Below are 22,917 nucleotides of genomic sequence, written 5' to 3' on the forward strand. Positions count from 1 at the left end.
TTACAGATCGTGATGCAGGTACGCCGCCTGTTTCGGCAGGCGCAAGCTGAACAGGAAGGCCACCGCCATCATCGCGGTGACGTACCAATAAAAGGTGTTTTCCATGCCGATGGATTTGAGGCTCAGCGCGACCACTTCTGCCGAACCGCCAAACACCGCGTTAGCCACCGCATAGGCCAGGCCCACGCCCAAGGCACGCACCTGCGGCGGAAACATCTCCGCTTTGACCAGGCCGCTGATGGAGGTGTAGAAGCTGACAATCGCCAAGGCCAGGGTGATCAGCACAAATGCCAAAAACGGGCTGGTCACGGTTTTCAAAGTCAGCAGGATCGGCACTGTGAACAACGTGCCAAGGCCGGCAAACCAGAGCATCGAATTACGCCGGCCGATCTTGTCGGCCAACATGCCGAACAGCGGCTGCATGCACATGTACAGGAACAGCGCGCCGGTCATGATGTAGCTCGAGGTCTTGGCGTGCATGCCGACGGTGTTCACCAGGTACTTCTGCATGTAGGTGGTGAAGGTATAGAAAATCAGCGAGCCGCCGGCGGTGTAGCCCAGCACCGTAATGAAGGCTTTGCCGTGGTCGCGAAACAGCGCGACGATACTGCCGGCGTCCTTGTCTTCACGCATTTCCTTGCTGGTGGTTTCTTTCAGGGTGCGACGCAGCAGCAGGGAGATCACGGCGGCTATGGCGCCGATCACAAACGGGATGCGCCAGCCCCAGGCACGCAATTCTTCTTCGGTGAGGATCTGTTGCAGGATCACCACCACCAGCACCGCCAGCAACTGGCCGCCGATCAGGGTCACGTACTGGAACGAAGCAAAGAAGCCACGCTGGCCCTTGAGCGCGACTTCACTCATGTAGGTGGCCGTGGTGCCGTATTCGCCGCCCACCGACAAGCCCTGGAACAGTCGTGCCACTAACAGCAGCGCCGGGGCCCAGGCACCGATGTCGTTATAAGTGGGCAGGAAGGCGATGACCAGGGAGCCGCCACACATCATCAGCACCGAGATCATCATCGAGTTCTTGCGCCCGTGCTTGTCGGCCACCCGGCCAAACAACCAACCACCGATCGGTCGCATCAGGAACCCGGCGGCAAACACACCGGCGGTGTTGAGCAACTGCACCGTGGGGTCATCCGAGGGGAAAAACGCCGGGGCAAAATAAATCGCGCAGAAGGCATAGACGTAGAAGTCGAACCATTCGACCAGGTTGCCGGAGGACGCACCGACAATCGCAAAGATCCGTTTACTGCGTTCTTCTCCGGTGTAGTGGCTGGTTTTTGTTGTCATGTTTTTTTCTCAGTGGGAACGGTTATAGCCTAGACATACTTTGCAACAACCCTGTTCCGCAAGCAGACTTTTGGATAGGTGGAGCCGGAGCCTCACCCTGATCGTTCCCACGCTCTGCGTGGGAATGCCGCATGGGACGCTCCGCGTCCTGCCGTTCGCGGGTGACGCGCAGCGTCACGGGATGCATTACCACGCAGAGCGTGGGAACGATCGTCAACAGCCAACTCAATAGTCGAAGAACACCGTTTCCTTATCTGTGCCCTGCAAAATCACATTCCACTGATATACCCCTGCCGCATCCGCCTGGGCAATCAAGGTGCCACGACGTTCTGCCGGCACACAAGCCAGCAACGGGTCATCGCCGTTCAAGGCCTCACCGTCAAAATAAATCCGCGTCAGCAAGTGCTTCACCAACCCACGGGCAAACACCAGCACCACCAAATGCGGCGCCTGAGTGGTGCCCTTGAGCCCCGGCACACTGCCCGGCTTGATGGTGGTAAAACGAAAACGCCCTTCGGCATCCACCGGCACGCGGCCGAAGCCTTCGAAGTTCGGGTCGAGCGCTTTGTCCTGCTCGTCTTCGGGGTGAGCATATTTGCCGACGGCGTTGGCCTGCCAGACTTCCAGCATGGCGTCGTTGACGACATCACCGTTGCCGTCCACCACTTGACCGCTGATTGCCACGCGCTCACCGAGGGTGGCGGTGACGGTCAGGTCTTCACGGTTCAGCCAGGTCAGGCCAATGTGGTAATACGGCCCGACGGTGTGGGACGTGGTCGCGTTGAGTGTCATCTCATTTCTCCATCGGCGTGGCGTCGCGGCCGCGCAGGACGATGTCCCAGCGGTAGCCGAGGGCATAGGAAGGAATGGTTTTTTCCAGGTCGAAGCTAGCGATCAAGCGTTGCTTGGCGCTGGTATCCGGCACGCAGTTGTAGATCGGGTCGTACTCCAGCAACGGGTCACCCGGGAAATACATTTGCGTCACAAGGCGCGTCAGCACGCTGGGGCCGAACAGCGAAAAGTGGATATGCGCCGGGCGCCAGGCGTTGTGGTGGTTGCCCCACGGGTAGGCGCCGGGCTTGATGGTCTGGAACTGGTACCAGCCATCGACGTCGGTGACGGTGCGCCCGGTGCCGGTGAAGTTCGGGTCCAGGGGTGCATCGTGCAGGTCGCGCTTGTGGTTGTAGCGGCCGGCGGCATTGGCCTGCCAGATCTCCACGAGGATGCCCGGCACTGGCAGGCCGTTTTCGTCCAGCACACGGCCATGAATGATGATGCGCTCGCCTTGCGGCTCGCCCTCATGCTGGGCTGTCAGGTCGTTGTCCTTCTCATTGATACGTTCGGCGCCGATGGTCGGGCCGGTGATTTCCGACAAGGAATGGGGCAGGAACACCAAAGGCTGGGACGGCGAACGCAGGTTCGTCGACTGGTAGGCCGGGTGCAGGTAATCAGGTTGAGTGCCCGCTTGCGGGCGCCGGTAACCGGGCTTGTCACTCATGAAGCAATCCTCTTTTATTGATCAGACGCGTTCAATCGCCAGGGCCAAGCCTTGGCCGACGCCCACGCACATGGTCGCCAGGCCTTTGCTGCCGCCGGTTTTTTCCAATTGGTGCAGGGCCGTCAGTACCAACCGCGCACCACTCATCCCCAAGGGATGGCCGAGGGCAATGGCGCCGCCGTTGGGGTTGACCTGGGGCGCATCGTCCGCAATACCCAGCTCGCGCAGCACCGCCAGGCCTTGGCTGGCGAAGGCTTCGTTGAGTTCGATCACATCAAAGTCGGTGACCGCCAACCCAAGGCGCTCCACCAGTTTGCGCACCGCCGGCACCGGGCCGATGCCCATCACGCGCGGGGCTACACCAGCACTGGCCATGCCCAGCACACGGGCGCGGGCGGTGAGGCCGTGTTGCTTGACGGCCTCGGCGCTGGCGAGGATCAGCGCCGCGGCGCCATCGTTGACGCCCGAGGCATTGCCAGCAGTGACGGTCTTGTCCGCGCCGTTGACCGGCTTGAGCTTGGCCAGGGCTTCCAACGTGGTGTCCCGTGGGTGTTCATCGTGTTCCACCAGGGTTTCGCCTTTTTTATGGGCGACCCGCACCGGAACGATTTCCTCGGCAAAGAACCCGGCGGCCTGGGCAGCGGCGGTGCGTTGCTGGCTGCGCAGGGCGAAAGCGTCCTGGTCGGCGCGGGAAACCTGATAGTCATCGGCCACGTTATCGGCCGTCTGCGGCATGGCATCCACGCCGTACTGGGACTTCATCAGCGGGTTGATAAAGCGCCAGCCAATGGTGGTGTCTTCCAACTTCATGTTGCGCGAGAACGCCGCGTCGGCCTTGCCCATCACAAACGGAGCGCGGGACATCGATTCGACGCCACCGGCAATCGCCAGCTCCATTTCACCACTGGCAATCGCACGAAAAGCGGTGCCGATGGCATCCATGCCCGAGGCGCACAGGCGGTTGAGGGTCACTCCAGGAATACTTTCCGGCAGCCCCGCCAGCAGCAACGCCATGCGTGCCACGTTGCGGTTATCTTCACCTGCCTGGTTGGCGCAGCCGAGGAAGACTTCGTCTACGGCGCTCCAGTCCACCGACGGGTTGCGCTCGATCAGCGCCTTGATCGGCAGCGCCGCCAGGTCGTCGGCACGCACTGTGGACAGGCCACCGCCGAAACGGCCGATAGGCGTGCGAATGGCATCACAGATAAAAACCTCGCGCATCAGGCTTCTCCCGGTGCTTGGCCGTGGGCAGCCGCGGTGCGCGCTTCGAGGTCACGCAGGGCGGTCAGTTCGGTCTCGGTGGGTTCAGCGGTGGTGCTCACCTGGTCGGCAAAGCGAATCGCCCAGCCGGTGGCGGCGATCACTTGCTCGCGGGTTACGCCCGGATGCAGCGCAGTGACCACGAACTCATGACTGCCCTCCTCCGGCTCCATGATGCACAGGTCGGTAATGATGCCTACCGGGCCGGCGCCGGGCAGGCCCAGACGCTTGCGTGAGTCGCCACCTTCGCCCTGACCGACGGAGGTGATGAAGTCCAGTTTGTCCACGAACGAACGGGACGATTGCTTAAGGATGATCAACACGCTCTTGGCCGAACCGGCGATTTCCGGCGCGCCACCGGCACCCGGCAAACGCACTTTGGGCTGGTGATAATCACCGACCACGGTGGTGTTGATATTGCCGAAACGGTCGACCTGGGCCGCGCCGAGAAAACCGACATCAATGCGCCCGCCCTGCAGCCAGTAGCGAAAGATCTCACCGGTGGGCACCACGGTGTCGGCGGTCTCCGCCAGCTCGCCATCACCGATGGACAGCGGCAACACACTGGGCTTGGCCCCAATCGGGCCCGACTCGTAGATCAGCACCACATCCGGCGAGGACGTCAGGCGCGCCAGGTTGGCCGCCTTGGATGGCAGGCCGATGCCAACGAAGCACACCGAGCCGTTCTTGAGGCGGCGTGCGGCGGCGACGGTCATCATTTCATTGGTGGAATAAGCCATTACTTAGCCTCCTGCGCGGCGGCCAGCTTGGCCTGGAATTCACTGAAGTCGGCAGTGCCGTGGATGTATTCGTCGATCCAGGCGGTAAAGGTGCCGCGGTCGCGGGCAATCGGGTCCCACGCCTGGTAGAAACGGTTATCCCGCTCGTTGTAGCCGTGCGCGTAGGACGGATGGGCACCACCGGGTACGTGACACACCGCCGTCAGCGCCCAGGTCGGCAGCACGCAGCTGTTCATCGGCGCATTCAGGTCGTCGACGATTTCCTCGACGGTGACGATGCAGCGCTTGGCCGCCAGGGCCGCTTCCTTCTGCACCCCGAGAATGCCCCAGAGCAGCACGTTGCCTTTGCGGTCGGCTTTCTGCGCATGAATCACGGTAATGTCCGGACGCACCGACGGCACCGCCGCCAGCACTTCGCCGGTGAAGGGGCAGGTGACGGTCTTGATCAGCGGGTTGACCTTGGGCAAGTCGGAACCGGCGTAGGCACGCAACACCGCGAACGGCAGGCCGGAGGCACCGGCGACGTAGGCATTGGCCAGGTCGGCGTGGCTGTGCTCTTCGATCTCCAGCGCTTGCGGCCATTGTTTCTCTACCGCGTCGCGCAGCCGATGCAGGGAACCCACGCCCGGGTTGCCGCCCCAGGAGAAAATCAACTTGCGCGCACAGCCGGCACCGATCAACTGGTCGTAGATCAGGTCAGGCGTCATGCGCACCAGCGTCAGGTCTTTCTTGCCCTGACGAATGATTTCATGGCCTGCAGCCGTAGGGATCAGGTGGGTGAAGCCTTCGAGGGCGACGGTATCGCCGTCATTCACGAAGCGCTTGACCGCATCACGCAGGGTGAGGATTTCAGCCATGGGGTTGGGCTCCCGGTGTTGATCGAAAAAGGCGCTGAGGTGGCGCCGAAGTGCTTGAAGATTAAGCCGGGGAAATGGACCGAACAATCCGATAATCGACTGAGCGTTCGATTATCGAACCGATTGTTACTTAACTAACCATTGTAAGGAACAGGGTCAATGTGGGAGCTGGCTTGCCTGCGATGGCGCGAGTGGATTCAGCACCGCTATCGCAGGCAAGCCAGCTCCCACAGGGGTAGCGATTGGTTTCAGGTGGCATCGGCATGGCTGACCATGCCCTTGATCACCACCGCTGCCGTGGCCAATGCCGCCGGAATCACCAGTGCCGTAAGCACCTGCTCGAAGTTCCAGCCCAGGCCCAGCAAAGTAGCGCCCATCCACGCCCCCAGAATCGCGCCGAAGCGGCCGATGCCGAGCATCCATGACACCCCGGTGGCACGGCCTTGGGTGGGGTAGAAACGTGCTGCCAGGGATGGCATTGCCGATTGCGCACCGTTGACGCACATCCCGGCGACCAGCACCAGGGTGGCCAACAGCGTGATGTTGCCCAGGCTCTGCCCCACCGCGTAGGCAAACACCCCGGCCAGCAGATAAAAAGTGCCGATCACTTTGTGCGGGTTGAACCGGTCCATCGCCCAGCCCACGCCCACCGCGCTCAATACCCCACCAAACTGGAACAGCGCGCCGATAAACGCGGCCTGTTCCATGCTCGCGCCGCTGTCACGCATCAAAGTGGGGAGCCAACTGGTCAGCAGGTAAACAATCACCAGGCCCATGAAGTACGTGAGCCACAACAGCAACGTGCCAGCGCTGTAGGTGCCCGAGAAAATCACTGCGAACACATTGCGGGCCTTGACGGTTTTTTGCTCCGGTACGCTGAAGTGAGTGGCCTGGGCAACGATGTTTGGCTCGATGGGGGCAAGGGTCTTGCGTACCTTGTCGGTGCCGCGATTGCGTACCACCAGGTAGCGGGCAGACTCCGGCAGCCACACCAACAGCACCACCGCCAGGATCAACGGCAGGATGCCGCCTATCAGCAACAGGCTGTGCCAGCCGAACGCGGGAATCAGCTTGGCCGAAATAAACCCACCACCGGCCATGCCGAGGTTGAAACCACAGAACATGCTGGTCACCAACAAGGATTTATGCCGCTCGGGGGTGTATTCAGACAGCAAGGTGGTGGCATTCGGCATGCCGGCGCCCAGGCCCAGGCCGGTGAGAAAGCGCAGCACCAGCAACTGGTCGACATTGGTGCTGTAGGCCGACGCCAGGCTGAACGCACCAAACACCAACACCGCGCCGACCAGCACGACTTTGCGGCCAAAGCGGTCGGCCAGCGGGCCGGAACCGAGTGCGCCAAACACCATGCCGATCAACGCGGCGCTCATCACCGGGCCGAGGCTGGCGCGGTCGATGCCCCAGTCCTGGGACAGTGCCGGCGCGATAAAGCCCATGGCGGCTGTATCGAGGCCGTCGAGAAAGACAATCAGGAAACACAGGATCACCACGCGCCATTGATAGCGCGAAAGTGGCTGGGTGTTGATAAAGGACTGTACGTCCAGGGTGGTACCGACAGAAGGCTGATTCATTATTTTTATTCCACACCGATGGCGGGCTGACGACCTGGGGCCGTCATTCTTATTGGGCAGCTCCTCAGAGCGCTGCCGCACATTAATAAGCCAAGGGAAACACCGTCAATCGAGCCAGCCGGGATCTGTGCGGTCACCGAACAGCTTAGGCAAACAGCTGCGCACTCAGCTCACGGCTGGCGCTGAGCATGCTCGGCAAAAAGCGCTGCTCCAACTCGCTGCGGCTGACCCGACCGGCGTGGGTGCTGACATTCAGCGCGGCCAATACCTGGCCGGACGCGTCATACACCGGCACCGCGATGGAGCGCAGGCCCTGCTCCAGTTCCTGGTCGACAATGCACCAGCCCTGCTGACGCACCTGTTGCAGGCATTCGAATAACGCTTGCGGTGTTGTCAGGGTGCGGCTGGTCTTGGTTTGCAGGTCGGCATGGTCGAGATAATCCTGCAGCGAGGCATCGTCGAGGGCGGCCAGCAGAATGCGACCCATGGACGTGCAATACGCAGGCAGGCGCCCGCCCACCGACAGGTCAACCGAGATCAGGCGCTGGGTGGTGGCGGAACGGGCGATATAGAGGATGTCATCGCCTTCCAGGGTAGCCATGTTGCAGGCTTCATGGAGCTGCTCGCTCATGCGGTCCAGATAAGGCTGTGCCGAAACGGCCAGCGGTGTGGACGACAGATAGGCGTGACCGAGGGTCAGCACCTTGGGCAACAGCGAGTAGGTGCGCCCATCCGTGGTGGCGTAGCCGAGCTTGATCAAGGTGTGCAGGCAACGGCGCACGGCGGCGCGGGGAATTTCGGTGCGGTGGCTGATCTGGGCGATGGTCAGGTGACGCTTGCGCTCCTGGAACGCCTGCACCACGGCCAGGCCACGGGCCAGGGACGTCATGAAATCCGGATCACCGGTGAATGCCTGGATGCGCTTGGCCGGTGAAGCCACGATCGGCGGCGCCACTGATGCAAAGGAGTTGCGCAATTGATCGTTCATTTCAACGGGCCTTCTCTTGTTATCACCACGGGAGGGTTGGCGGCTATTACAAGCCGTGCCGGCCGCCCTGCACAAGTCAACGCCGGTAACATTGGGCGATTATCGGACAACCATGCGATTATCGCAATTTGGCCGGCATGGGTGCAGATCCCGCAGATAACGTTCGAGATTTAGCTGATGGCGCCGAAAAGTGTAGGCATTTACCCTTCTATCAGTATGAATACAGATATGAAGATGACGCTGTTCACAAATACGTCGGCGATATGTAACAAAACCCAAGCACGCCGTTGACGCTTTTTAACTTCATGATGATAGTGTTCTTCAAATGCGCCGCTATAATGCAACCTGTGCAGAGGTCAGCCCGGTATCACTATCGGGAGGGGAGCTCACCAGGCATTGCAGGCTGCAGGCAACGCCGGTCACAAGTACTCGCTTAAAAGAACGGCCCTCAGGCTCGTATACCAACTTGAACGGTTCTACTGTTCTATTTGGAATCGCCCCGAGCACGACTTTCAGGCATGACACTGCGCAATCAATAACTCAACTCAATTAGGTAATACTGTGACGAAAGATGAACTGCGCGCGGAACTTGAGCGCCAGGAGCAACGTTACAAGGACGTCTACGGCGGGGAAGTCACCACCTACGCCGCGCAACCTGAGCCGGAACGCAAACCATGGCGCAAACGAGCCAGCCTGCTGGATCAGGCATTTGCCCAGGAAATCCAAAAAATCGAGCAGGAACTCAAGACCGAGGAGCCCTGAGCACTTCGGTCGAGTTCAGCGCCTTGCAGTCGCTGCCGGTCAACCACTGGTTCAGCGGCCGCTGGTCAGTAACCTACAGCTACCCACGAAATTTCATACAAATGTTTCAGGCATGGCGTTTTCATGACAAAAGTCCGCCTTCCGCGGCCTGCGCTTTATAAATCAAAGACTTGCCAAAGCCCCGAAAACCCTGGGATACGTGTGTCTTGCCGGTTTTTTTTCCAGGAAGATTGTTACCGATGAGCAGCTAATGCATCGATTACTGATGTTTTCTGGCATAATCGCGCCCCCTTACGACCGGGTCAGAAAACCTTCATGATCGATTTATTCAGCGGACTGGATGCTTGGGTTCTCGTGAGCCTGTTGCTCGCCCTGGCCTTTGTCCTCGCCTTCGAGTTCATCAATGGCTTTCATGACACCGCTAACGCGGTGGCCACAGTCATCTATACCAAAGCCATGCCGCCACACCTGGCCGTGTTCTTCTCCGGGGTGTTCAATTTCCTCGGCGTATTGCTCGGCGGTGTCGGTGTCGCCTACGCCATCGTGCACTTGCTGCCGGTGGAGTTGCTGATCAATGTGAACACCGGCCACGGCTTGGCAATGGTCTTCTCGTTGTTGGCGGCGGCGATCACCTGGAACCTGGGCACCTGGTACTTCGGTATCCCCGCCTCCAGCTCCCACACCCTGATCGGCTCGATCCTCGGTGTCGGCCTGGCCAATGCATTGATCAACGACATCCCCCTGGCTGACGGTGTGAACTGGCAGAAGGCCGTGGATATCGGCGCCTCCCTGGTGTTCTCGCCGATGGCGGGCTTCCTGGTTGCCGCCCTGGTGCTGATCGGCCTGAAGTGGTGGCGCCCGCTGTCTAAGATGCACAAGACCCCGGACCAGCGCCGCAAGCTCGACGACAAGAAGCACCCGCCGTTCTGGAACCGCCTGGTCCTGGTGATTTCGGCCATGGCTGTAAGCTTCGTGCACGGCTCCAACGATGGCCAGAAAGGCATCGGCCTGATCATGCTGGTACTGATCGGTATCGTGCCGGCGCAGTTCGTATTGGACCTGGGCAGCACCACTTACCAGATCGAACGTACCCGCGACGCCACCCTGCACCTGAACCAGTTCTACCAGCGCAACCACGAGACCCTCGGTGAGTTCCTGGCCCTGGGCAAAAGCGTGAAGGATGACCTGCCGGGCAAGTTCCGCTGCAACCCGCAGCAGACCGAACCGACGATCAACGCGCTGCTGGGCACCCTCAAGGGCGTTTCGGACTACCACTCGCTGACGGCCGACCACCGCATCGAAGTGCGTCGCTACCTGCTTTGCCTGGATGACACCGCGAAAAAGGTCGGCAAGCTGCCAGGCCTGGACTCCCGTGAGAAGTCAGACCTGGACAAGCTGCGCAAAGACCTGACCGCCACCACCGAGTATGCTCCGTTCTGGGTGATTCTCGCGGTCGCACTGGCCCTGGGCCTGGGCACCATGGTGGGCTGGAAGCGCGTGGTACTGACCATCGGTGAGAAGATCGGCAAGCAAGGCATGACCTATGCCCAGGGCATGTCGGCGCAAATCACCACGGCCACCATGATCGGCTTTGCCAATATCTTCGCCCTGCCAGTGTCCACCACCCACGTCCTGTCTTCTGGCGTGGCGGGCACCATGGTTGCCAACAAAAGCGGCCTGCAAGGTGGCACCGTCAAGACCATCCTGATGGCCTGGGTATTGACCTTGCCAGCGACCGTAGGCCTTTCGGCCGGGTTGTTCTGGTTGGCGTCCAAGGCTTTGGGCAACTGATAGCCAGCCGGCAATAAAAAAGGTGCGATCCGCGAGGGTCGCACCTTTTTTTATGCTCGTTCCCACGCTCTGCGTGGGAATGCCGCCACGGACGCTCCGCGTCCCACTCGCGCACGGGTGACGCGTAGCGTCACAGGATGCATTCCCACGCGGAGCGTGGGAACGAGCCAAAAAAAAGGGCGACCGAAGTCGCCCAAAATGCCTTGCGTGCTCATGTAACCCGGAAAGACTTAAGGTTTTTTACGCTTGTTCGCGTCTTTCCAGATAAAAAATCCAAACCCTACAAAAAACAGCACCATGAGGCTAACAGTCAGCACTCCGGCGAAAACCACATTATCGAAAAACATGACCGGCCTCCTGCACTTGCCCTGTTGCGATAGGGCTAAGTTAATGGAGAAGGCGCAGTGGGAAATTGACCAGGATCAATGTCGCCCACGACGGGGCGTAAAGAAGGGGAATAACTGACCTGCATCAATGGATGCAGGGCGTTTCAACGCTTTTTCGGCTTGTTCTTGGACTTTTTCTTGGGCTTGCCCAAGGGCATGGCTTGTTCAAAGGCTTGGCGCACTTCATTCAAGCGTTTGTCATTGAGGTCGTGCACGCGCTTGGCACGTTCGGCGTTCAGGTCGATCAGCTTGTCGTCATCACTCATGGCTTGGCTTACGTCGTGGCGGGAATGCCTCAATAATGCGGCCTGCCCCGCCCGACGGCAATTAAGCGGGCGACAAAATGCAGGCCATCGACCAAAATCGGCACTTTCTACCCTGCCCAGGAGGCGCATCCAGGTGGCCTTGCACAACGACCTTCCACCGCTGCTGGCCCTGCGCGCCTTCGAGGCCGTGGCGCGGCACTTGAGTTTTATCAAGGCGGCCAACGAGTTGTCGGTGACCCAAAGCGCGCTGAGCCACCAGGTACATAAGCTCGAACACCACCTGGGCAAACCGTTGTTTATCCGGCGAACCCGTGCGATTGACCTGACGTTGGCCGGGCAAGATTACTACGCGCAAATCCGCCCTGCCCTGGACGCCATCGCCGCTGCGACGCGCAACCAACGGGGTGCGCCCAGCGCCAGTGTGTTGCGTATCGGCTTGCTGGCATCCTTTGCCACGTTATGGCTGGCGCCGCGCCTGGCCGAGTTTCTACGGTGCTACCCGCATATCCAGGTGGAGTTGCTGCCCGCCATTCAACTGGCCAACGTCGCCACGGCCGAGGTTGACCTGGCCATCCGCTACGGCAAGGGCGACTGGCCCGACGTGCGCGCCACACGCCTGATGGCCGAAACCCTGTCACCGGTATGCAGCCCTGGGTTCAAAGCCAGGCAGATCGCCAGGGGCGCGCTGTTGATGGCGACCTCCCACCGCCCTTTCGAGTGGACCGATTGGTCGGCCCATTACCAGGTCAACCTAGATCACCACCCCCGCGTGATGCTGCATGACTACAACATCGTGGTCGAAGCGACCGTGGCCGGCCAGGGGATCGCCATGGGCCGCCATCGCCTGATCGAACGCAGGCTCCAGGACGGCAGCCTGGTAGAGGCCTTTGACTGGCCGCCCTATCACAGCGATATCGGCTATTGGCTGATCGCACCTCAGCGCCCGCTCAGTGAGGCGGCTGAATGCTTCAGCCAGTGGTTGAAGCAGGCGTGTGCCGACGCGTGAGGTTTTTCGATACGTCGGATGAGATCTATCCGTTTGTCGCCCCTCGCCACCGCCAACATGCTGGAACCTTCTGACACCAGAGGATTTCACCATGACCAATTCCATCCGCCAGCGCGTACACGCCCTCGGCCTGACACTGCCCACGCCCAGCCAACCCGCTGCCAACTACGTCAATCATGTGATCAGCCAACACCAGCTGTTCATCTCGGGACAAATTCCCATGGCCGATGGCAAACCTGCCTACCTTGGCCGGCTGGGCGATTCTCTCAGCGATGAAGATGGCGCCCAAGCGGCGGAATTGGCGGCGCTGGGCCTGCTGGGGCAATTGAGCGACGCGTTGGGCGATGACCTGTCGCGGGTGGTGCGCATCCTGCGCCTGGGCGTGTTCATTGCCAGCAGCGCCGACTTCCAGCGCCAAAGCCTGGTCGCCAATGGCGCTTCGAACCTGCTGGTCAATGCCCTCGGCGACAAGGGCCGGCACGTGCGCACCGCCGTAGGGGTCTGCAGTCTGCCGGCTGGTGTCGCCGTGGAAGTGGACGCCATTTTCGAGCTGCAGCCATGACCCCGCTGCAAGTCCAGCACTTGCGAGAAGCCACGCCCGGTTGCCAGTCCGGCATCGTGCACTTCAACCACGCCGGGGCGTCCTTGCCCAGCCAGGCGACGCTCGACGCCATCATCGAACAGCTGCAACGCGAAGCCCGCGACGGCCCGATGGAGGCCGGAGAACAGGGTGCCGTCTTAGTGGAAAAGGCCCGCCGAGCCGCCGGCCAACTGCTCAATGCGCCCGCCTCATCGATTGCCTTCGCCAGCAGTGGCTCGACGGCCTGGAGCATGGCCTTCCAGGCGCTGGGGCCATGGCAGCCGGGCGATCGTATTCTAGTGGGGCGCCACGAATGGGGCGGTAACCTGGCGAGCATGGAACTGGCCGTTCAAGCCGGGGCGCGGGTGGAGGTCATCCCGTGCGATGCCAGCGGCGCGGCCTGCCCGGTGGCGTTGGAGGCGATGCTGGATGCCAAGGTGAAGCTGATCGACCTCACCTGGCTGCCGGCCAACGGTGGCTTGATCAACCCGGCCCAGGCCATCGGCGATGTGGCCAGGCGGCATACCATTCCCTACTTCATCGACGCGGGCCAAGCCGTCGGCCAGGTGCCGGTGGATGTGCAAGCGTTGCAGTGCGATGTGCTCAAGTCCGCCGGCCGCAAACACCTGCGCGGGCCTCGCGGTACCGCGCTGCTGTATATCAGGCCGGATTTTCTGCCGCCTCTGAACCCGGCCCAACGCGACGTGTTTTCAGCGCCCTGGACCGCCGAAGGCTTCGACCTGCGCAACGACGCCCGGCGCTTTGAAACCAGCGAAGTCTCTTTCGCCCTGCTGGCCGGCCTGGGCAATGCGTTGCAAGAAATCAATCACTTGGGGATTGAGCAAGTATGGCAAAGGGTCTCGAAGACCAGCGCGCGAATCCGCGAGGCACTGCGTCAGATACCGGGAATTACCTTGCATGACTTAGGCAGAACGCATTCAGGCTTGATCGCGTTCAACCTGGCCGGCTGGGACAGCTTTGAACTCAAGCAACGCCTGGCCTGCAAGCGCATCAACATCGGCGCCAATGGCGTGGCCTACACCCCGCTGGATATGCAAGCACGTGGGTTGAACAGCATTGCGCGCATCTCCGTCAGCCCGCTCAACACCGATGACGAGATTGAGTTACTGGTGAAGGCGCTGCGCGAACTGAACGATTAAACCTCGATATCCACCCACAGGCCCTGGCGCGGCGCGTCTTCGATCAGCGGCGCCACGGGCACGGTGTTGTCAGCGTTGAGCAAGTCGCCGGGAATCGGCAAATGCTGCTCCGCGTCGTCGTCGGCTTCACGCCGGCGTTTCTGCTGCTCCTGCTGGCGACGCTGCTCTTCGCGCAGCAGAAAGGTCGATTGCTCGGCATCGCCTTTTTTCAGGTCGATCGTGCTCTCGTTGGAGCCCGGTTGAACGGGCACCACCGGCGGAATATCCGGTTTCTGGCGTGCCGGGTCGAGTTGCGACGTGACCGGCACAACACTGACGGGCAGCATGGGTGGCAGCATGATAATTATTCTCCTGATCAACAGGCTGTCGGCGGGTGGCAGGGCGACTTGAGCACCCGCGTGCCAAGCTGTGACTCAGTCGACACTCTCAAGTGCCCGCCACCCGTCGATTCAATTTCCGCCTGCCCGTACAAACAGCGTAGTTTTTGTCAGAGTTCTTGGGCGCCGGGCCGTGTTCCGTTAACATAGTCGGCTTTTTCACGGCGGGAGTCAGGCAGCATGGCGCAGCAGTATCAACCGGGGCAACGCTGGATTAGTGACAGCGAAGCAGAGCTGGGGTTAGGCACCGTTCTGGCACAGGACGGCCGCTTGTTGACCGTGCTCTATCCGGCCACTGGCGACACTCGCCAGTATGCGCTACGGAATGCGCCCCTCACTCGCGTGAGGTTTTCGCCGGGTGACACCATCACCCATTTCGAAGGCTGGAAAATGACCGTACAGGAAGTCGACGACGTCGATGGCCTGCTGGTCTACCACGGCCTCAATGGGCAGAACGAGCAGGTCACCCTGCCAGAAACCCAACTGTCCAACTTCATCCAGTTCCGCCTGGCCAGTGATCGCCTGTTCGCCGGGCAGATCGACCCGCTGGCGTGGTTCTCGCTGCGCTACCACACCCTGGAACACACCAGCCGCCAGTTGCAGTCCTCGCTGTGGGGCCTGGGTGGCGTACGCGCCCAACCGATTGCCCACCAACTGCACATCGCCCGCGAAGTCGCTGACCGTATCGCGCCACGCGTGTTGCTGGCGGACGAAGTGGGTTTGGGCAAGACCATCGAAGCAGGCCTGGTGATCCATCGCCAACTGCTCTCGGGCCGTGCCAACCGCGTACTGATCCTGGTCCCGGAAAACCTGCAGCACCAATGGCTGGTGGAAATGCGCCGCCGCTTCAACCTGCAGGTTGCGCTGTTCGATGAAGAGCGCTTTATCGAAAGCGATGCCACCAACCCGTTCGAAGACACCCAGCTTGCACTCGTTGCGCTGGAATGGCTGGTGGACGACGAGAAGGCCCAGGACGCGCTGTTCGCCGCCGGCTGGGACTTGCTGGTAGTCGACGAAGCCCACCACCTGGTGTGGCACGAAGACAAGGCCAGCGCCGAATACTCGCTGGTCGAACAACTGGCCGAAGTGATTCCTGGCGTGCTGCTGCTGACCGCCACTCCAGAACAACTGGGCCAGGACAGCCATTTTGCGCGCCTGCGCCTGCTGGACCCGAACCGCTTCCACGACCTGCAAGCCTTCCGCGCCGAGAGCGAAAACTATCGTCCGGTGGCCGAAGCCGTGCAGGAGCTGCTGGACAAGGGCCGCCTGTCGCCGACCGCGCACAAGACCATTCAAGGCTTCCTCGGTGACGAAGGTGAAGCCCTGCTCACCGCCGTCAACGATGGCGACACCGAGGCCAGCGCGCGCCTGGTGCGTGAACTGCTGGACCGCCACGGCACCGGCCGCGTGCTGTTTCGCAACACCCGTGCTGCGGTGCAAGGCTTCCCCGAGCGCAAGCTGCACGCCTACCCGCTACCGAACCCGGACGAATACCTCGAACTGCCCCTGGGCGAACACGCCGAGCTGTACCCGGAAGTCAGCTTCCAGGCGCAACCGGACATCGAGGAAGAGAACCGCTGGTGGCGTTTCGACCCTCGGGTCGAGTGGCTGATCGACCAGTTGAAAATGCTCAAGCGCACCAAGGTCCTGGTGATCTGCGCCCACGCCGAAACCGCCATGGACCTGGAAGACGCCCTGCGTGTGCGCTCCGGCATCCCGGCCACGGTGTTCCACGAAGGCATGAATATTCTGGAGCGTGACCGCGCCGCTGCCTATTTTGCCGATGAAGAGTTCGGTGCCCAGGTGCTGATCTGCTCGGAAATCGGCAGTGAAGGCCGCAACTTCCAGTTCTCCCATCACCTGGTGCTGTTCGACCTGCCGTCCCACCCCGACCTGCTGGAACAGCGCATCGGGCGCCTGGACCGGATCGGCCAGAAACACGTGATCGAACTGCACGTGCCCTACCTGGAAACCAGCCCGCAAGAGCGCCTGTTCCAGTGGTACCACGAGGCGCTCAATGCCTTCCTCAACACCTGCCCGACCGGCAACGCCTTGCAGCATCAGTTCGGCCCACGCCTGCTGCCCTTGCTGGAAGCCGCCGACGACGGCGAGTGGCAAGCCCTGATCGACGAAGCCCGTGCCGAGCGCGAGCGCCTGGAGCAGGAGCTGCACACCGGTCGCGACCGCTTGCTCGAACTCAATTCAGGCGGCGCTGGCGAAGGCGATGCACTGGTCGAGGACATCCTCGAACAAGACGACCAGTTCGCCCTGCCGATCTATATGGAAACCCTGTTCGACGCATTCGGCATCGACAGCGAAGACCATTCGGAAAACGCGCTGATCCTCAAGCCCAGCGAAAAAATGCTCGACGCCAGCTTCCCCCTGGGCGACGACGAGGGTGTAACCATCACCTACGACCGTAACCAGGCGCTGTCGCGCGAAGACATGCAGTTCATCACCTGGGAGCACCCGATGGTGCAAGGCGGCATGGACCTGGTGCTGTCCGGTTCCATGGGCAACACCGCCGTGGCACTGATCAAGAACAAGGCGCTCAAGCCAGGCACCGTATTGCTTGAACTGCTGTATGTCAGCGAAGTGGTCGCCCCGCGCTCCCTGCAACTGGGTCGCTACCTGCCACCGGCCGCCTTGCGCTGCCTGCTGGATGCCAACGGTAATGACCTGTCGGGCCGCGTGTCGTTCGTAACCTTGAATGACCAGCTGGAAAGCGTGCCACGGGCCAGCGCGAACAAATTCGTACAGGCGCAGCGCGACCAACTCACACCGCGCATCAACGCCGGTGAAGAGAAGATCGCCCCGCGTCACGCCGAGCGTGTAGCCGAAGCCAAGCGTCGCCTGGCGGCAGACACCGACGAAGAGCTGGCGCGCCTGACCGCGCTGCAAGCGGTCAACCCGACCGTACGTGACAGCGAGCTGGTTGCCTTGCGCAACCAGCGCGAGCAAGGCCTGGCCATGCTTGATAAAGCGGCACTGCGACTGGAAGCGATTCGGGTGTTGGTGGCGGGTTGATAATCCGCTGAACGTAAAAGGCCCGCGCAATGCGGGCCTTTTTATTAGCCTTAGAGATCGTTCCCCCGCTCGGCGTGGGAATGCATCATGTGACGCTCTGCGTCACGACTTTTAAGCGGACGCAGAGCGTCCAGAGCGGCGTTCCCACGCAGAGCATGGGAACGATCACTCGGTCTCACGCCGTTGCCGCCGCTGCCGGCACCTCAACCGCACTCAACCCTTCCTTCATCCGCTTGGCATCACGCACAAAACTGCGCGAGGCCTGGAACAGAAACAGCATGGTCAAGAACAACGCCACTGGAATCAGGTACATGGCGTCATGCAAGCCTACCGCTTTATAAGCCTCTGTCATCTGCTGCGCCCCAGCCGCATACATCGCTGAATGGGCAAAGTGATCGGACAACGCCCCGACCACCACCGGCCCCATGCCACCGCCGAGCAGATACAGCCCGGCAAAGAACAGCGCCATCGCCGTTGCGCGCAAGCGTGGTTCGACCACGTCCTGGATCGCGGTATACACGCAGGTATAGAAGTTGTAGGCAAACAGCCAGCCCACACTGAACAGCGCGACAAACACCCCGATTTCGACACGCCCGGCATGCAATGCCCAGGCGGTGGTGACCGTGGAGATGATCAAGCTGAAGGCGGCGAACAACAGTCGGCCATTGGCGACCCGCTGATGAATCTTGTCGGCAATCCAGCCCCCCAGCGTCAAGCCCACCAAACCGGTCAGGCCGACGATGACACCCGTCGCGACGGCCGCGTCCTGCAACGGCATGAGGAAATAGCGCTGCAGCATCGGCACCAGGAACGAGTTGCACGCATAGGTGGCAAAGTTAAAGCACAACCCGGCCAGCACCAGCCACAGAAAGGTCGGCACAGCCAGCACGCGACGGATCGGGCGGTCGACGCGCTCTTGGGAGACTTGCACGGTTTCCGCCGCACCACGCTTGGGTTCTTTTATGTAGAACATAAACACCGCAAGGATCAGCCCCGGCACCGCCGCGATAAAGAAGGGCGCGCGCCAGCTGTCGAACGCCTTGACCATCGCACCGATCGTAAAGAACGCCAGCAACAGGCCCAACGGCAGACCAAGCATGAAAATCCCCATGGCTCGGGCACGGCGGTGGGCGGGAAAGAGGTCGCCAATCAGCGAATTGGCCGCGGGTGAATAGCTGGCTTCGCCGATGCCAATGCCCATGCGCACCAGCAGGAAGGTCCAGAAACTGCCGACCATGCCGTTGACCGCCGTCAGCCCACTCCAGGCGAACAAGCCCCAACCCATCAACTTGCTGCGTGAACCGGTGTCGGCCAGGCGCCCGAGCGGCAGCCCGGCAATGGCGTAGACGATGGTAAAAGCGGTGCCGATGATACCGAGCTGGAAGTCGCTCAGGTGCCATTCCATGCGGATGGGCTCAATGATGATCGCGGGAATGGTGCGGTCAAAAAAGTTGAACAGGTTAGCGAGGAACAGCAGGAACAGAATGCGCCAGGCATTCGCCGCTTGGGTCGAGTTCTGCATGGGTCCGTCTCTTTTATTGTTATGAGAGCTGCGATGCCCGATGCATCCTGCTCAGGTCACTGCAACATAGTCAGGCTGGCAGTGATTGTCTGTAATGATTCGTAAAGCTGATAGGGCATGATTTCACCCAGGCAACAGCGGATTTTGCCCACGAAAATATAAGTGCGTGCCCCTCTTCCCAATGGCGATGGCACGGATAGAATGGCGAGCCTTTCGTAGCACCCTCCTCCTACTTTTCTTATTGATGACGCCCATGTCCGAAGCCAGTCCGTGTCTGAATTGCGGTGCCTGCTGTTCACACTTTCGCGTGTCTTTCTTCTGGGGTGAGTGCGCCTCGTCCGGGGGCACGGTGCCCGATGACCTGGTGGTGCAGATCAACCCCAGCCGCGTGGCGATGATCGGCACCGATCAGAAACCTGCACGGTGCTGCAGCCTTGAAGGTGAAGTCGGACAGGCCACCAGCTGCTCTATTTATGAGCAACGCTCCAGCGTATGCCGTGAGTTCGACTCGTCCTGGAGCCAGGGCGAGCAAAATGTCGATTGCGACGCCGCCCGTGCCGCATTCGGCCTGGCGCCGCTGGAAGCCCCACACTTCGAACTCGACCTGCCCATCAGCGCTTAGCACCAAACGCTATGGAAGGCATGTCAAAATAATTTGAGATCAAAACGCCATTACTCATGGCAAATCTTCGGAGACTTCTATACTCGATCTCATCGGTCATCGCCTCTGGCAGTGACATGGCTCTATGACGGGATACGCTATGGAATGGCTGGGGCAGCACTTTTTTACCGACCTTCCAGACAGTGGGCATTTATTACTCAATTGCAGTCATAACCCCTTTCTGGTGCTACTGGCGTACCTGGTCGCCTGCGCGGCGGGCTTCGGTACGCTGGACATGGCCGAACGTGTGGGCCATGTCGAAGACCCCACCGCCCGCCGCCATTGGCGCTGGCTGGGCGCGGGTTGCCTGGCAGGCGGAATCTGGTCGACCCATTTCATCAGCATGCTGGCGTTCCAGGCCCCCATCGCCATTCACTACGAATTGATCATGACGTTCGCCTCGCTGCTGATCGCCCTGATCGCCTCGCTGCTCGCCATGCAGACCCTCAGTCATACTCACCTGCGCTTTCATCAGTACCTGGTGGCTTCGGTGTGGATGGGACTGGGTATCGCGCTGATGCATTACGTGGGCATGTCGGCCATGCGCTCCCAGGCCCAGGTGTACTTCGAAACACGGCTGTTCCTGGCCTCGGTGGCGATTGCCATCGGCGCCAGCCTGGCGGCATTGTTGCTGTCCAGCTACCTGCGCAACGGAACCGGCATGTTTCACCAACTGCTCAAATACGCCGCCAGCCTGGTGCTGGGGGCCGGGATCCTGAGCATGCATTTCACCGGCATGGCGGCCATGCAAATGCTGGTGCCCGCTGGCGCGGATCTTTCATTGCCGGTGGATGGCAGTCCGGTTCAACTGGGGTTGTCGGTGGCGGTAATTACCTTGCTGGTGATCGGCAGTAGTGTCAGCGCAGCCCTGGCAGATAAAAAGCTGCAGCACAAAGAGCGGGACCTGCGCCGGGTCAATGCGCTGCTCAGCGAACTCGACCAGGCCCGCGCTTCACTGCAACAAGTGGCCCACTTCGATGCACTGACCAGCCTGCTCAACCGCCGTGGTTTCAATCAGATCTTCGCGGAAAAGGTTGCGGAAAAAACCCGAAGCCAAGGCATGCTGGCGGTAATCTTTCTCGACATTGATCACTTCAAGCGCATCAATGACAGCCTTGGCCACGATGCGGGCGACCAGTTGCTCACGGTGCTGGCCGGGCATATCAAGGGCTCGATACGCAGCCATGAAGATGTAGTGGCACGCTTTGGCGGCGATGAATTCTGCATTCTGATCACTATTCATCACCGCGACGAAGCCCGGCAGATGGCCCAGCGCATCATGCAGAAGATGAAAGAGCCCATCGAGCTGGCTGGCCGGCGCATGGTGATGACCACCAGCATCGGCATCAGCCTGTTTCCCGAGGACGGCCACACCTGCGAAGAGCTGCTGAAAACTGCCGACCTGGCGCTGTACCAATCCAAGGACGCCGGGCGCAACAGCTTGCACTTCTTCAGCTCCAACCTGAAAACACGCGCCTTCCTTGAGCTGCAACTGGAGGAGGAACTGCGCGCCGCCTTGCGTACGCGCAACCAGCTGGTGCTGTTTTATCAGCCGATCTTCGACATGAAGCTGGGCAAGGTCACGCGCCTGGAAGCCCTGGTGCGCTGGCAACACCCCCAGCACGGACTCCTGGCTCCGGACCGCTTTATCGGCATTGCCGAGAACAACGGGCTGATCGCCGAGCTGGACCACTGGGTATTGCGCCAGGCCTGTCACGACCTGAGCCTGTTGTCTGACCGGGGCTACACCGAGTTGATCATGGCGGTAAACTGCTCGGCGTTGAACCTGGCGCGTGACGAACTGGCCGATGAAATCGAAGACGCCCTGCGCTTCGCCGGCATAGGCACCAACCGACTTGAACTGGAAGTCACTGAAAATGCGCTGATGGGCAACATCAGCAGCACCCTGGCACTGTTGCGGCAAATTCGCGCCCTGGGTGTGTCACTGGCCATCGATGACTTCGGCACTGGCTATTCGTCGCTGGCTTATCTCAAGCGCTTGCCGCTCAACACCTTGAAGATCGACCGCTCGTTTATCCAGGACATTCCCAAATCCACCGCAGACAGTGAAATCGTCCAGGCGGTTATCGGCATGGCCCACACCCTGCACTTGCAGGTGGTTACCGAAGGCGTGGAAACCCAGGCACAGTTCGAGTTGCTGCTCAAGCATGGCTGTGACTACATCCAGGGCTACCTGCTCAGCCCGGCGGTGCCTTTCAATGACATCATCGGCGTGATGCAGGGGATTGCCATGCGCAACCCGCTATACCCGCTCAGCGTAGAGAACAACGACGCTCCACAGCCAAAAGACCCGGCGCCAGGGCGTATCGGCCCGCCGTCTATTGTCAGGCCGATTCGCTGAGACGCAGGCACGGGGAGTGGTGGTGTAATCGCTGCTTCTCTTCACGCCGGGTCATACCTGGAAACAATTGCGCCACTCATTCCTTCGGACCTCAACTGTTCCCGTGACGCTTACGTCACCCTCGGCTGTGACCTTTCTCTACGGCAAGGTGCCATCACGCGTTCAGCGGTTACTCGGCTACACACTTCAGCGCGTGAAAAATACGCACCTTTTTCGTGCGCGCCATTCTTATGCTGCCCTTTCCTGGATCAGGATCCATGGCGAGACCACCACTGCCCATAAGCTTGGATCCCGTTCGACCAGGTCCAATGCCCGCGTCGCAGACACCTCGCCAAGGGTGCCTGCAGCCAGCCAGGCGGCGACTTTGTCACGGTTGTCTTCGGCCATTCCTTCGGCGGCCTCGATCAAATCCAGGCCGGCATCGACCCACAATAGGGCACCCTTGGCAAAGAACGGTTCAAGCTCCTTCCAGGAAATTTCGGCGGTTTCACCGAGCAGCTTGGCATAGAGGGTGCTTGGTTCTTGCGTCATGGGAATTCACCTGAGTAGAAAATCGGCGCAATCATAGCCCCGTCGCTCAGGCAGAAAAACCCAGTAGCAAATGAAGTAGCGATTGAAACTGCCAGGAAAGCCAAGGAATGCCTTGAAAGCTGTTAGGAGCCCGGCGCAATTCTGTCTTTTTCTTTCACTTAAGCGACATACCCAGGTTTTGCCCCCAGCTGCCAGCTTTTCAAGCGATCAGCCGGCGCTCTACACTGTACCGGTACAGTTGCCAGGGCAATGCCGGGG

The 22,917-nt window shown here is 60.7% G+C and carries 21 protein-coding genes; 8 read left to right on the top strand and 13 right to left on the bottom strand.

The features are described from left to right. The 8 genes from BT204_RS11495 to pcaR all read right to left on the bottom strand — a co-directional run bounded on the left by BT204_RS11495 (position 1) and on the right by pcaR (position 8,228). Complete coding sequence (locus tag BT204_RS11495) at positions 1 to 1,296, bottom strand: MFS family transporter (protein ID WP_032893116.1); 1,296 nt, start codon at positions 1,294 to 1,296, stop codon at positions 1 to 3. A gap of 225 nt (positions 1,297 to 1,521) precedes the next feature. Next, positions 1,522 to 2,088 (bottom strand): protocatechuate 3,4-dioxygenase subunit alpha, encoded by a 567-nt coding sequence (gene pcaG, locus BT204_RS11500; protein ID WP_057975635.1) that lies wholly within the window; start codon positions 2,086 to 2,088, stop codon positions 1,522 to 1,524. Between the two features lies 1 nt (position 2,089). After that, positions 2,090 to 2,794, bottom strand: a complete 705-nt coding sequence (pcaH, locus tag BT204_RS11505) for a protocatechuate 3,4-dioxygenase subunit beta (RefSeq protein ID WP_072446865.1) — start codon at positions 2,792 to 2,794, stop codon at positions 2,090 to 2,092. Between the two features lie 21 nt (positions 2,795 to 2,815). Continuing rightward, entirely contained in the window at positions 2,816 to 4,018 is a 1,203-nt protein-coding gene (pcaF, locus tag BT204_RS11510; RefSeq protein ID WP_175550967.1) for a 3-oxoadipyl-CoA thiolase, read from the bottom strand. Beyond that, the gene (locus BT204_RS11515; protein WP_072446868.1) at positions 4,015 to 4,794 is read right to left on the bottom strand and encodes a CoA-transferase subunit beta; all 780 of its coding nucleotides are present in this window, start codon (positions 4,792 to 4,794) and stop codon (positions 4,015 to 4,017) included. Before BT204_RS11515 ends, pcaF begins: the two co-directional genes overlap by 4 nt. Beyond that, positions 4,794 to 5,651, bottom strand: coding sequence for a CoA transferase subunit A (locus BT204_RS11520; RefSeq protein ID WP_014717292.1), 858 nt, complete (start codon positions 5,649 to 5,651; stop codon positions 4,794 to 4,796). The genes BT204_RS11515 and BT204_RS11520 overlap by 1 nt, the downstream gene beginning before the upstream one ends. A gap of 248 nt (positions 5,652 to 5,899) precedes the next feature. Beyond that, positions 5,900 to 7,240: a 4-hydroxybenzoate transporter PcaK gene (locus tag BT204_RS11525; protein ID WP_034125964.1), complete on the bottom strand. Its 1,341-nt coding sequence runs from the start codon at positions 7,238 to 7,240 to the stop codon at positions 5,900 to 5,902. A gap of 145 nt (positions 7,241 to 7,385) precedes the next feature. After that, entirely contained in the window at positions 7,386 to 8,228 is an 843-nt protein-coding gene (gene pcaR, locus BT204_RS11530; RefSeq protein WP_003189296.1) for a pca regulon transcriptional regulator PcaR, read from the bottom strand. Positions 8,229 to 8,789: 561 nt separating this feature from the next. Here pcaR and BT204_RS11535 point away from each other — a divergent pair. Further along, positions 8,790 to 8,990 carry a hypothetical protein gene (locus BT204_RS11535; protein ID WP_003189295.1) on the top strand — a complete coding sequence of 67 codons (201 nt, stop codon included), beginning with the start codon at positions 8,790 to 8,792 and terminating at the stop codon, positions 8,988 to 8,990. Between the two features lie 315 nt (positions 8,991 to 9,305). Beyond that, the gene (locus BT204_RS11540) at positions 9,306 to 10,781 is read left to right on the top strand and encodes an inorganic phosphate transporter (protein ID WP_003189291.1); all 1,476 of its coding nucleotides are present in this window, start codon (positions 9,306 to 9,308) and stop codon (positions 10,779 to 10,781) included. Between the two features lie 230 nt (positions 10,782 to 11,011). On the opposite strand, the gene ccoM is transcribed toward BT204_RS11540, so the two are convergent. Continuing rightward, the gene (gene ccoM / locus BT204_RS28305) at positions 11,012 to 11,128 is read right to left on the bottom strand and encodes a cytochrome c oxidase subunit CcoM (RefSeq protein WP_019817835.1); all 117 of its coding nucleotides are present in this window, start codon (positions 11,126 to 11,128) and stop codon (positions 11,012 to 11,014) included. A gap of 143 nt (positions 11,129 to 11,271) precedes the next feature. Next, the gene (locus BT204_RS27880) at positions 11,272 to 11,433 is read right to left on the bottom strand and encodes a hypothetical protein (protein WP_005785860.1); all 162 of its coding nucleotides are present in this window, start codon (positions 11,431 to 11,433) and stop codon (positions 11,272 to 11,274) included. Positions 11,434 to 11,566: 133 nt separating this feature from the next. Between BT204_RS27880 and BT204_RS11545 the strand changes: the two genes are divergently transcribed. From BT204_RS11545 to BT204_RS11555, 3 genes are all read left to right on the top strand, one after another. After that, a complete protein-coding gene (locus tag BT204_RS11545) occupies positions 11,567 to 12,439 on the top strand; it encodes a LysR substrate-binding domain-containing protein (RefSeq protein WP_057975633.1) in 873 nt (290 codons plus the stop codon). A gap of 91 nt (positions 12,440 to 12,530) precedes the next feature. Next, positions 12,531 to 13,001: a RidA family protein gene (locus tag BT204_RS11550; protein WP_057975632.1), complete on the top strand. Its 471-nt coding sequence runs from the start codon at positions 12,531 to 12,533 to the stop codon at positions 12,999 to 13,001. Then, positions 12,998 to 14,179 (top strand): aminotransferase class V-fold PLP-dependent enzyme, encoded by a 1,182-nt coding sequence (locus BT204_RS11555; protein ID WP_072446870.1) that lies wholly within the window; start codon positions 12,998 to 13,000, stop codon positions 14,177 to 14,179. Before BT204_RS11550 ends, BT204_RS11555 begins: the two co-directional genes overlap by 4 nt. Here the strand turns inward: BT204_RS11555 and BT204_RS11560 are convergent. Beyond that, a complete protein-coding gene (locus BT204_RS11560; protein WP_014717286.1) occupies positions 14,176 to 14,517 on the bottom strand; it encodes a hypothetical protein in 342 nt (113 codons plus the stop codon). The genes BT204_RS11555 and BT204_RS11560 overlap by 4 nt on opposite strands. 219 nt (positions 14,518 to 14,736) lie before the next feature. On the opposite strand from BT204_RS11560, the gene rapA reads away from it, so the two are divergent. Then, positions 14,737 to 17,583 carry an RNA polymerase-associated protein RapA gene (gene rapA / locus BT204_RS11565; RefSeq protein WP_034125960.1) on the top strand — a complete coding sequence of 949 codons (2,847 nt, stop codon included), beginning with the start codon at positions 14,737 to 14,739 and terminating at the stop codon, positions 17,581 to 17,583. A 175-nt stretch (positions 17,584 to 17,758) separates the two neighbouring features. On the opposite strand, the gene BT204_RS11570 is transcribed toward rapA, so the two are convergent. Further along, a complete protein-coding gene (locus BT204_RS11570) occupies positions 17,759 to 19,105 on the bottom strand; it encodes a spinster family MFS transporter (RefSeq protein ID WP_072446872.1) in 1,347 nt (448 codons plus the stop codon). Between the two features lie 253 nt (positions 19,106 to 19,358). Here BT204_RS11570 and BT204_RS11575 point away from each other — a divergent pair, with 253 nt between their 5' ends. After that, on the top strand, positions 19,359 to 19,727 hold the full coding sequence (locus tag BT204_RS11575; protein WP_034125958.1) for a YkgJ family cysteine cluster protein: 369 nt from the start codon (positions 19,359 to 19,361) through the stop codon (positions 19,725 to 19,727). 139 nt (positions 19,728 to 19,866) lie between these two features. After that, positions 19,867 to 22,128 (top strand): putative bifunctional diguanylate cyclase/phosphodiesterase, encoded by a 2,262-nt coding sequence (locus BT204_RS11580; protein WP_072446873.1) that lies wholly within the window; start codon positions 19,867 to 19,869, stop codon positions 22,126 to 22,128. A gap of 228 nt (positions 22,129 to 22,356) precedes the next feature. On the opposite strand, the gene BT204_RS11585 is transcribed toward BT204_RS11580, so the two are convergent. Next, on the bottom strand, positions 22,357 to 22,659 hold the full coding sequence (locus BT204_RS11585) for a DUF2288 domain-containing protein (RefSeq protein ID WP_034125956.1): 303 nt from the start codon (positions 22,657 to 22,659) through the stop codon (positions 22,357 to 22,359). Positions 22,660 to 22,917 lie beyond the last annotated feature (258 nt).

Origin of the sequence: Pseudomonas sp. NFPP02 (assembly GCF_900119355.1) — a bacterium.
GTDB classification, from domain to species: Bacteria; Pseudomonadota; Gammaproteobacteria; order Pseudomonadales; family Pseudomonadaceae; genus Aquipseudomonas; species Aquipseudomonas paracarnis.

Coding starts and splice junctions, on each gene's coding strand:
- BT204_RS11495 (WP_032893116.1), bottom strand. CDS start 1,296: ATGACAACAAAAACCAGCCACTACACCGGAGAAGAACGCAGTAAACGG.
- pcaG (WP_057975635.1), bottom strand. CDS start 2,088: ATGACACTCAACGCGACCACGTCCCACACCGTCGGGCCGTATTACCAC.
- pcaH (WP_072446865.1), bottom strand. CDS start 2,794: ATGAGTGACAAGCCCGGTTACCGGCGCCCGCAAGCGGGCACTCAACCT.
- BT204_RS11515 (WP_072446868.1), bottom strand. CDS start 4,794: ATGGCTTATTCCACCAATGAAATGATGACCGTCGCCGCCGCACGCCGC.
- BT204_RS11520 (WP_014717292.1), bottom strand. CDS start 5,651: ATGGCTGAAATCCTCACCCTGCGTGATGCGGTCAAGCGCTTCGTGAAT.
- BT204_RS11525 (WP_034125964.1), bottom strand. CDS start 7,240: ATGAATCAGCCTTCTGTCGGTACCACCCTGGACGTACAGTCCTTTATC.
- pcaR (WP_003189296.1), bottom strand. CDS start 8,228: ATGAACGATCAATTGCGCAACTCCTTTGCATCAGTGGCGCCGCCGATC.
- BT204_RS11540 (WP_003189291.1), top strand. CDS start 9,306: ATGATCGATTTATTCAGCGGACTGGATGCTTGGGTTCTCGTGAGCCTG.
- ccoM (WP_019817835.1), bottom strand. CDS start 11,128: ATGTTTTTCGATAATGTGGTTTTCGCCGGAGTGCTGACTGTTAGCCTC.
- BT204_RS27880 (WP_005785860.1), bottom strand. CDS start 11,433: ATGAGTGATGACGACAAGCTGATCGACCTGAACGCCGAACGTGCCAAG.
- BT204_RS11550 (WP_057975632.1), top strand. CDS start 12,531: ATGACCAATTCCATCCGCCAGCGCGTACACGCCCTCGGCCTGACACTG.
- BT204_RS11555 (WP_072446870.1), top strand. CDS start 12,998: ATGACCCCGCTGCAAGTCCAGCACTTGCGAGAAGCCACGCCCGGTTGC.
- BT204_RS11560 (WP_014717286.1), bottom strand. CDS start 14,517: ATGCTGCCACCCATGCTGCCCGTCAGTGTTGTGCCGGTCACGTCGCAA.
- rapA (WP_034125960.1), top strand. CDS start 14,737: ATGGCGCAGCAGTATCAACCGGGGCAACGCTGGATTAGTGACAGCGAA.
- BT204_RS11570 (WP_072446872.1), bottom strand. CDS start 19,105: ATGCAGAACTCGACCCAAGCGGCGAATGCCTGGCGCATTCTGTTCCTG.
- BT204_RS11575 (WP_034125958.1), top strand. CDS start 19,359: ATGTCCGAAGCCAGTCCGTGTCTGAATTGCGGTGCCTGCTGTTCACAC.
- BT204_RS11580 (WP_072446873.1), top strand. CDS start 19,867: ATGGAATGGCTGGGGCAGCACTTTTTTACCGACCTTCCAGACAGTGGG.
- BT204_RS11585 (WP_034125956.1), bottom strand. CDS start 22,659: ATGACGCAAGAACCAAGCACCCTCTATGCCAAGCTGCTCGGTGAAACC.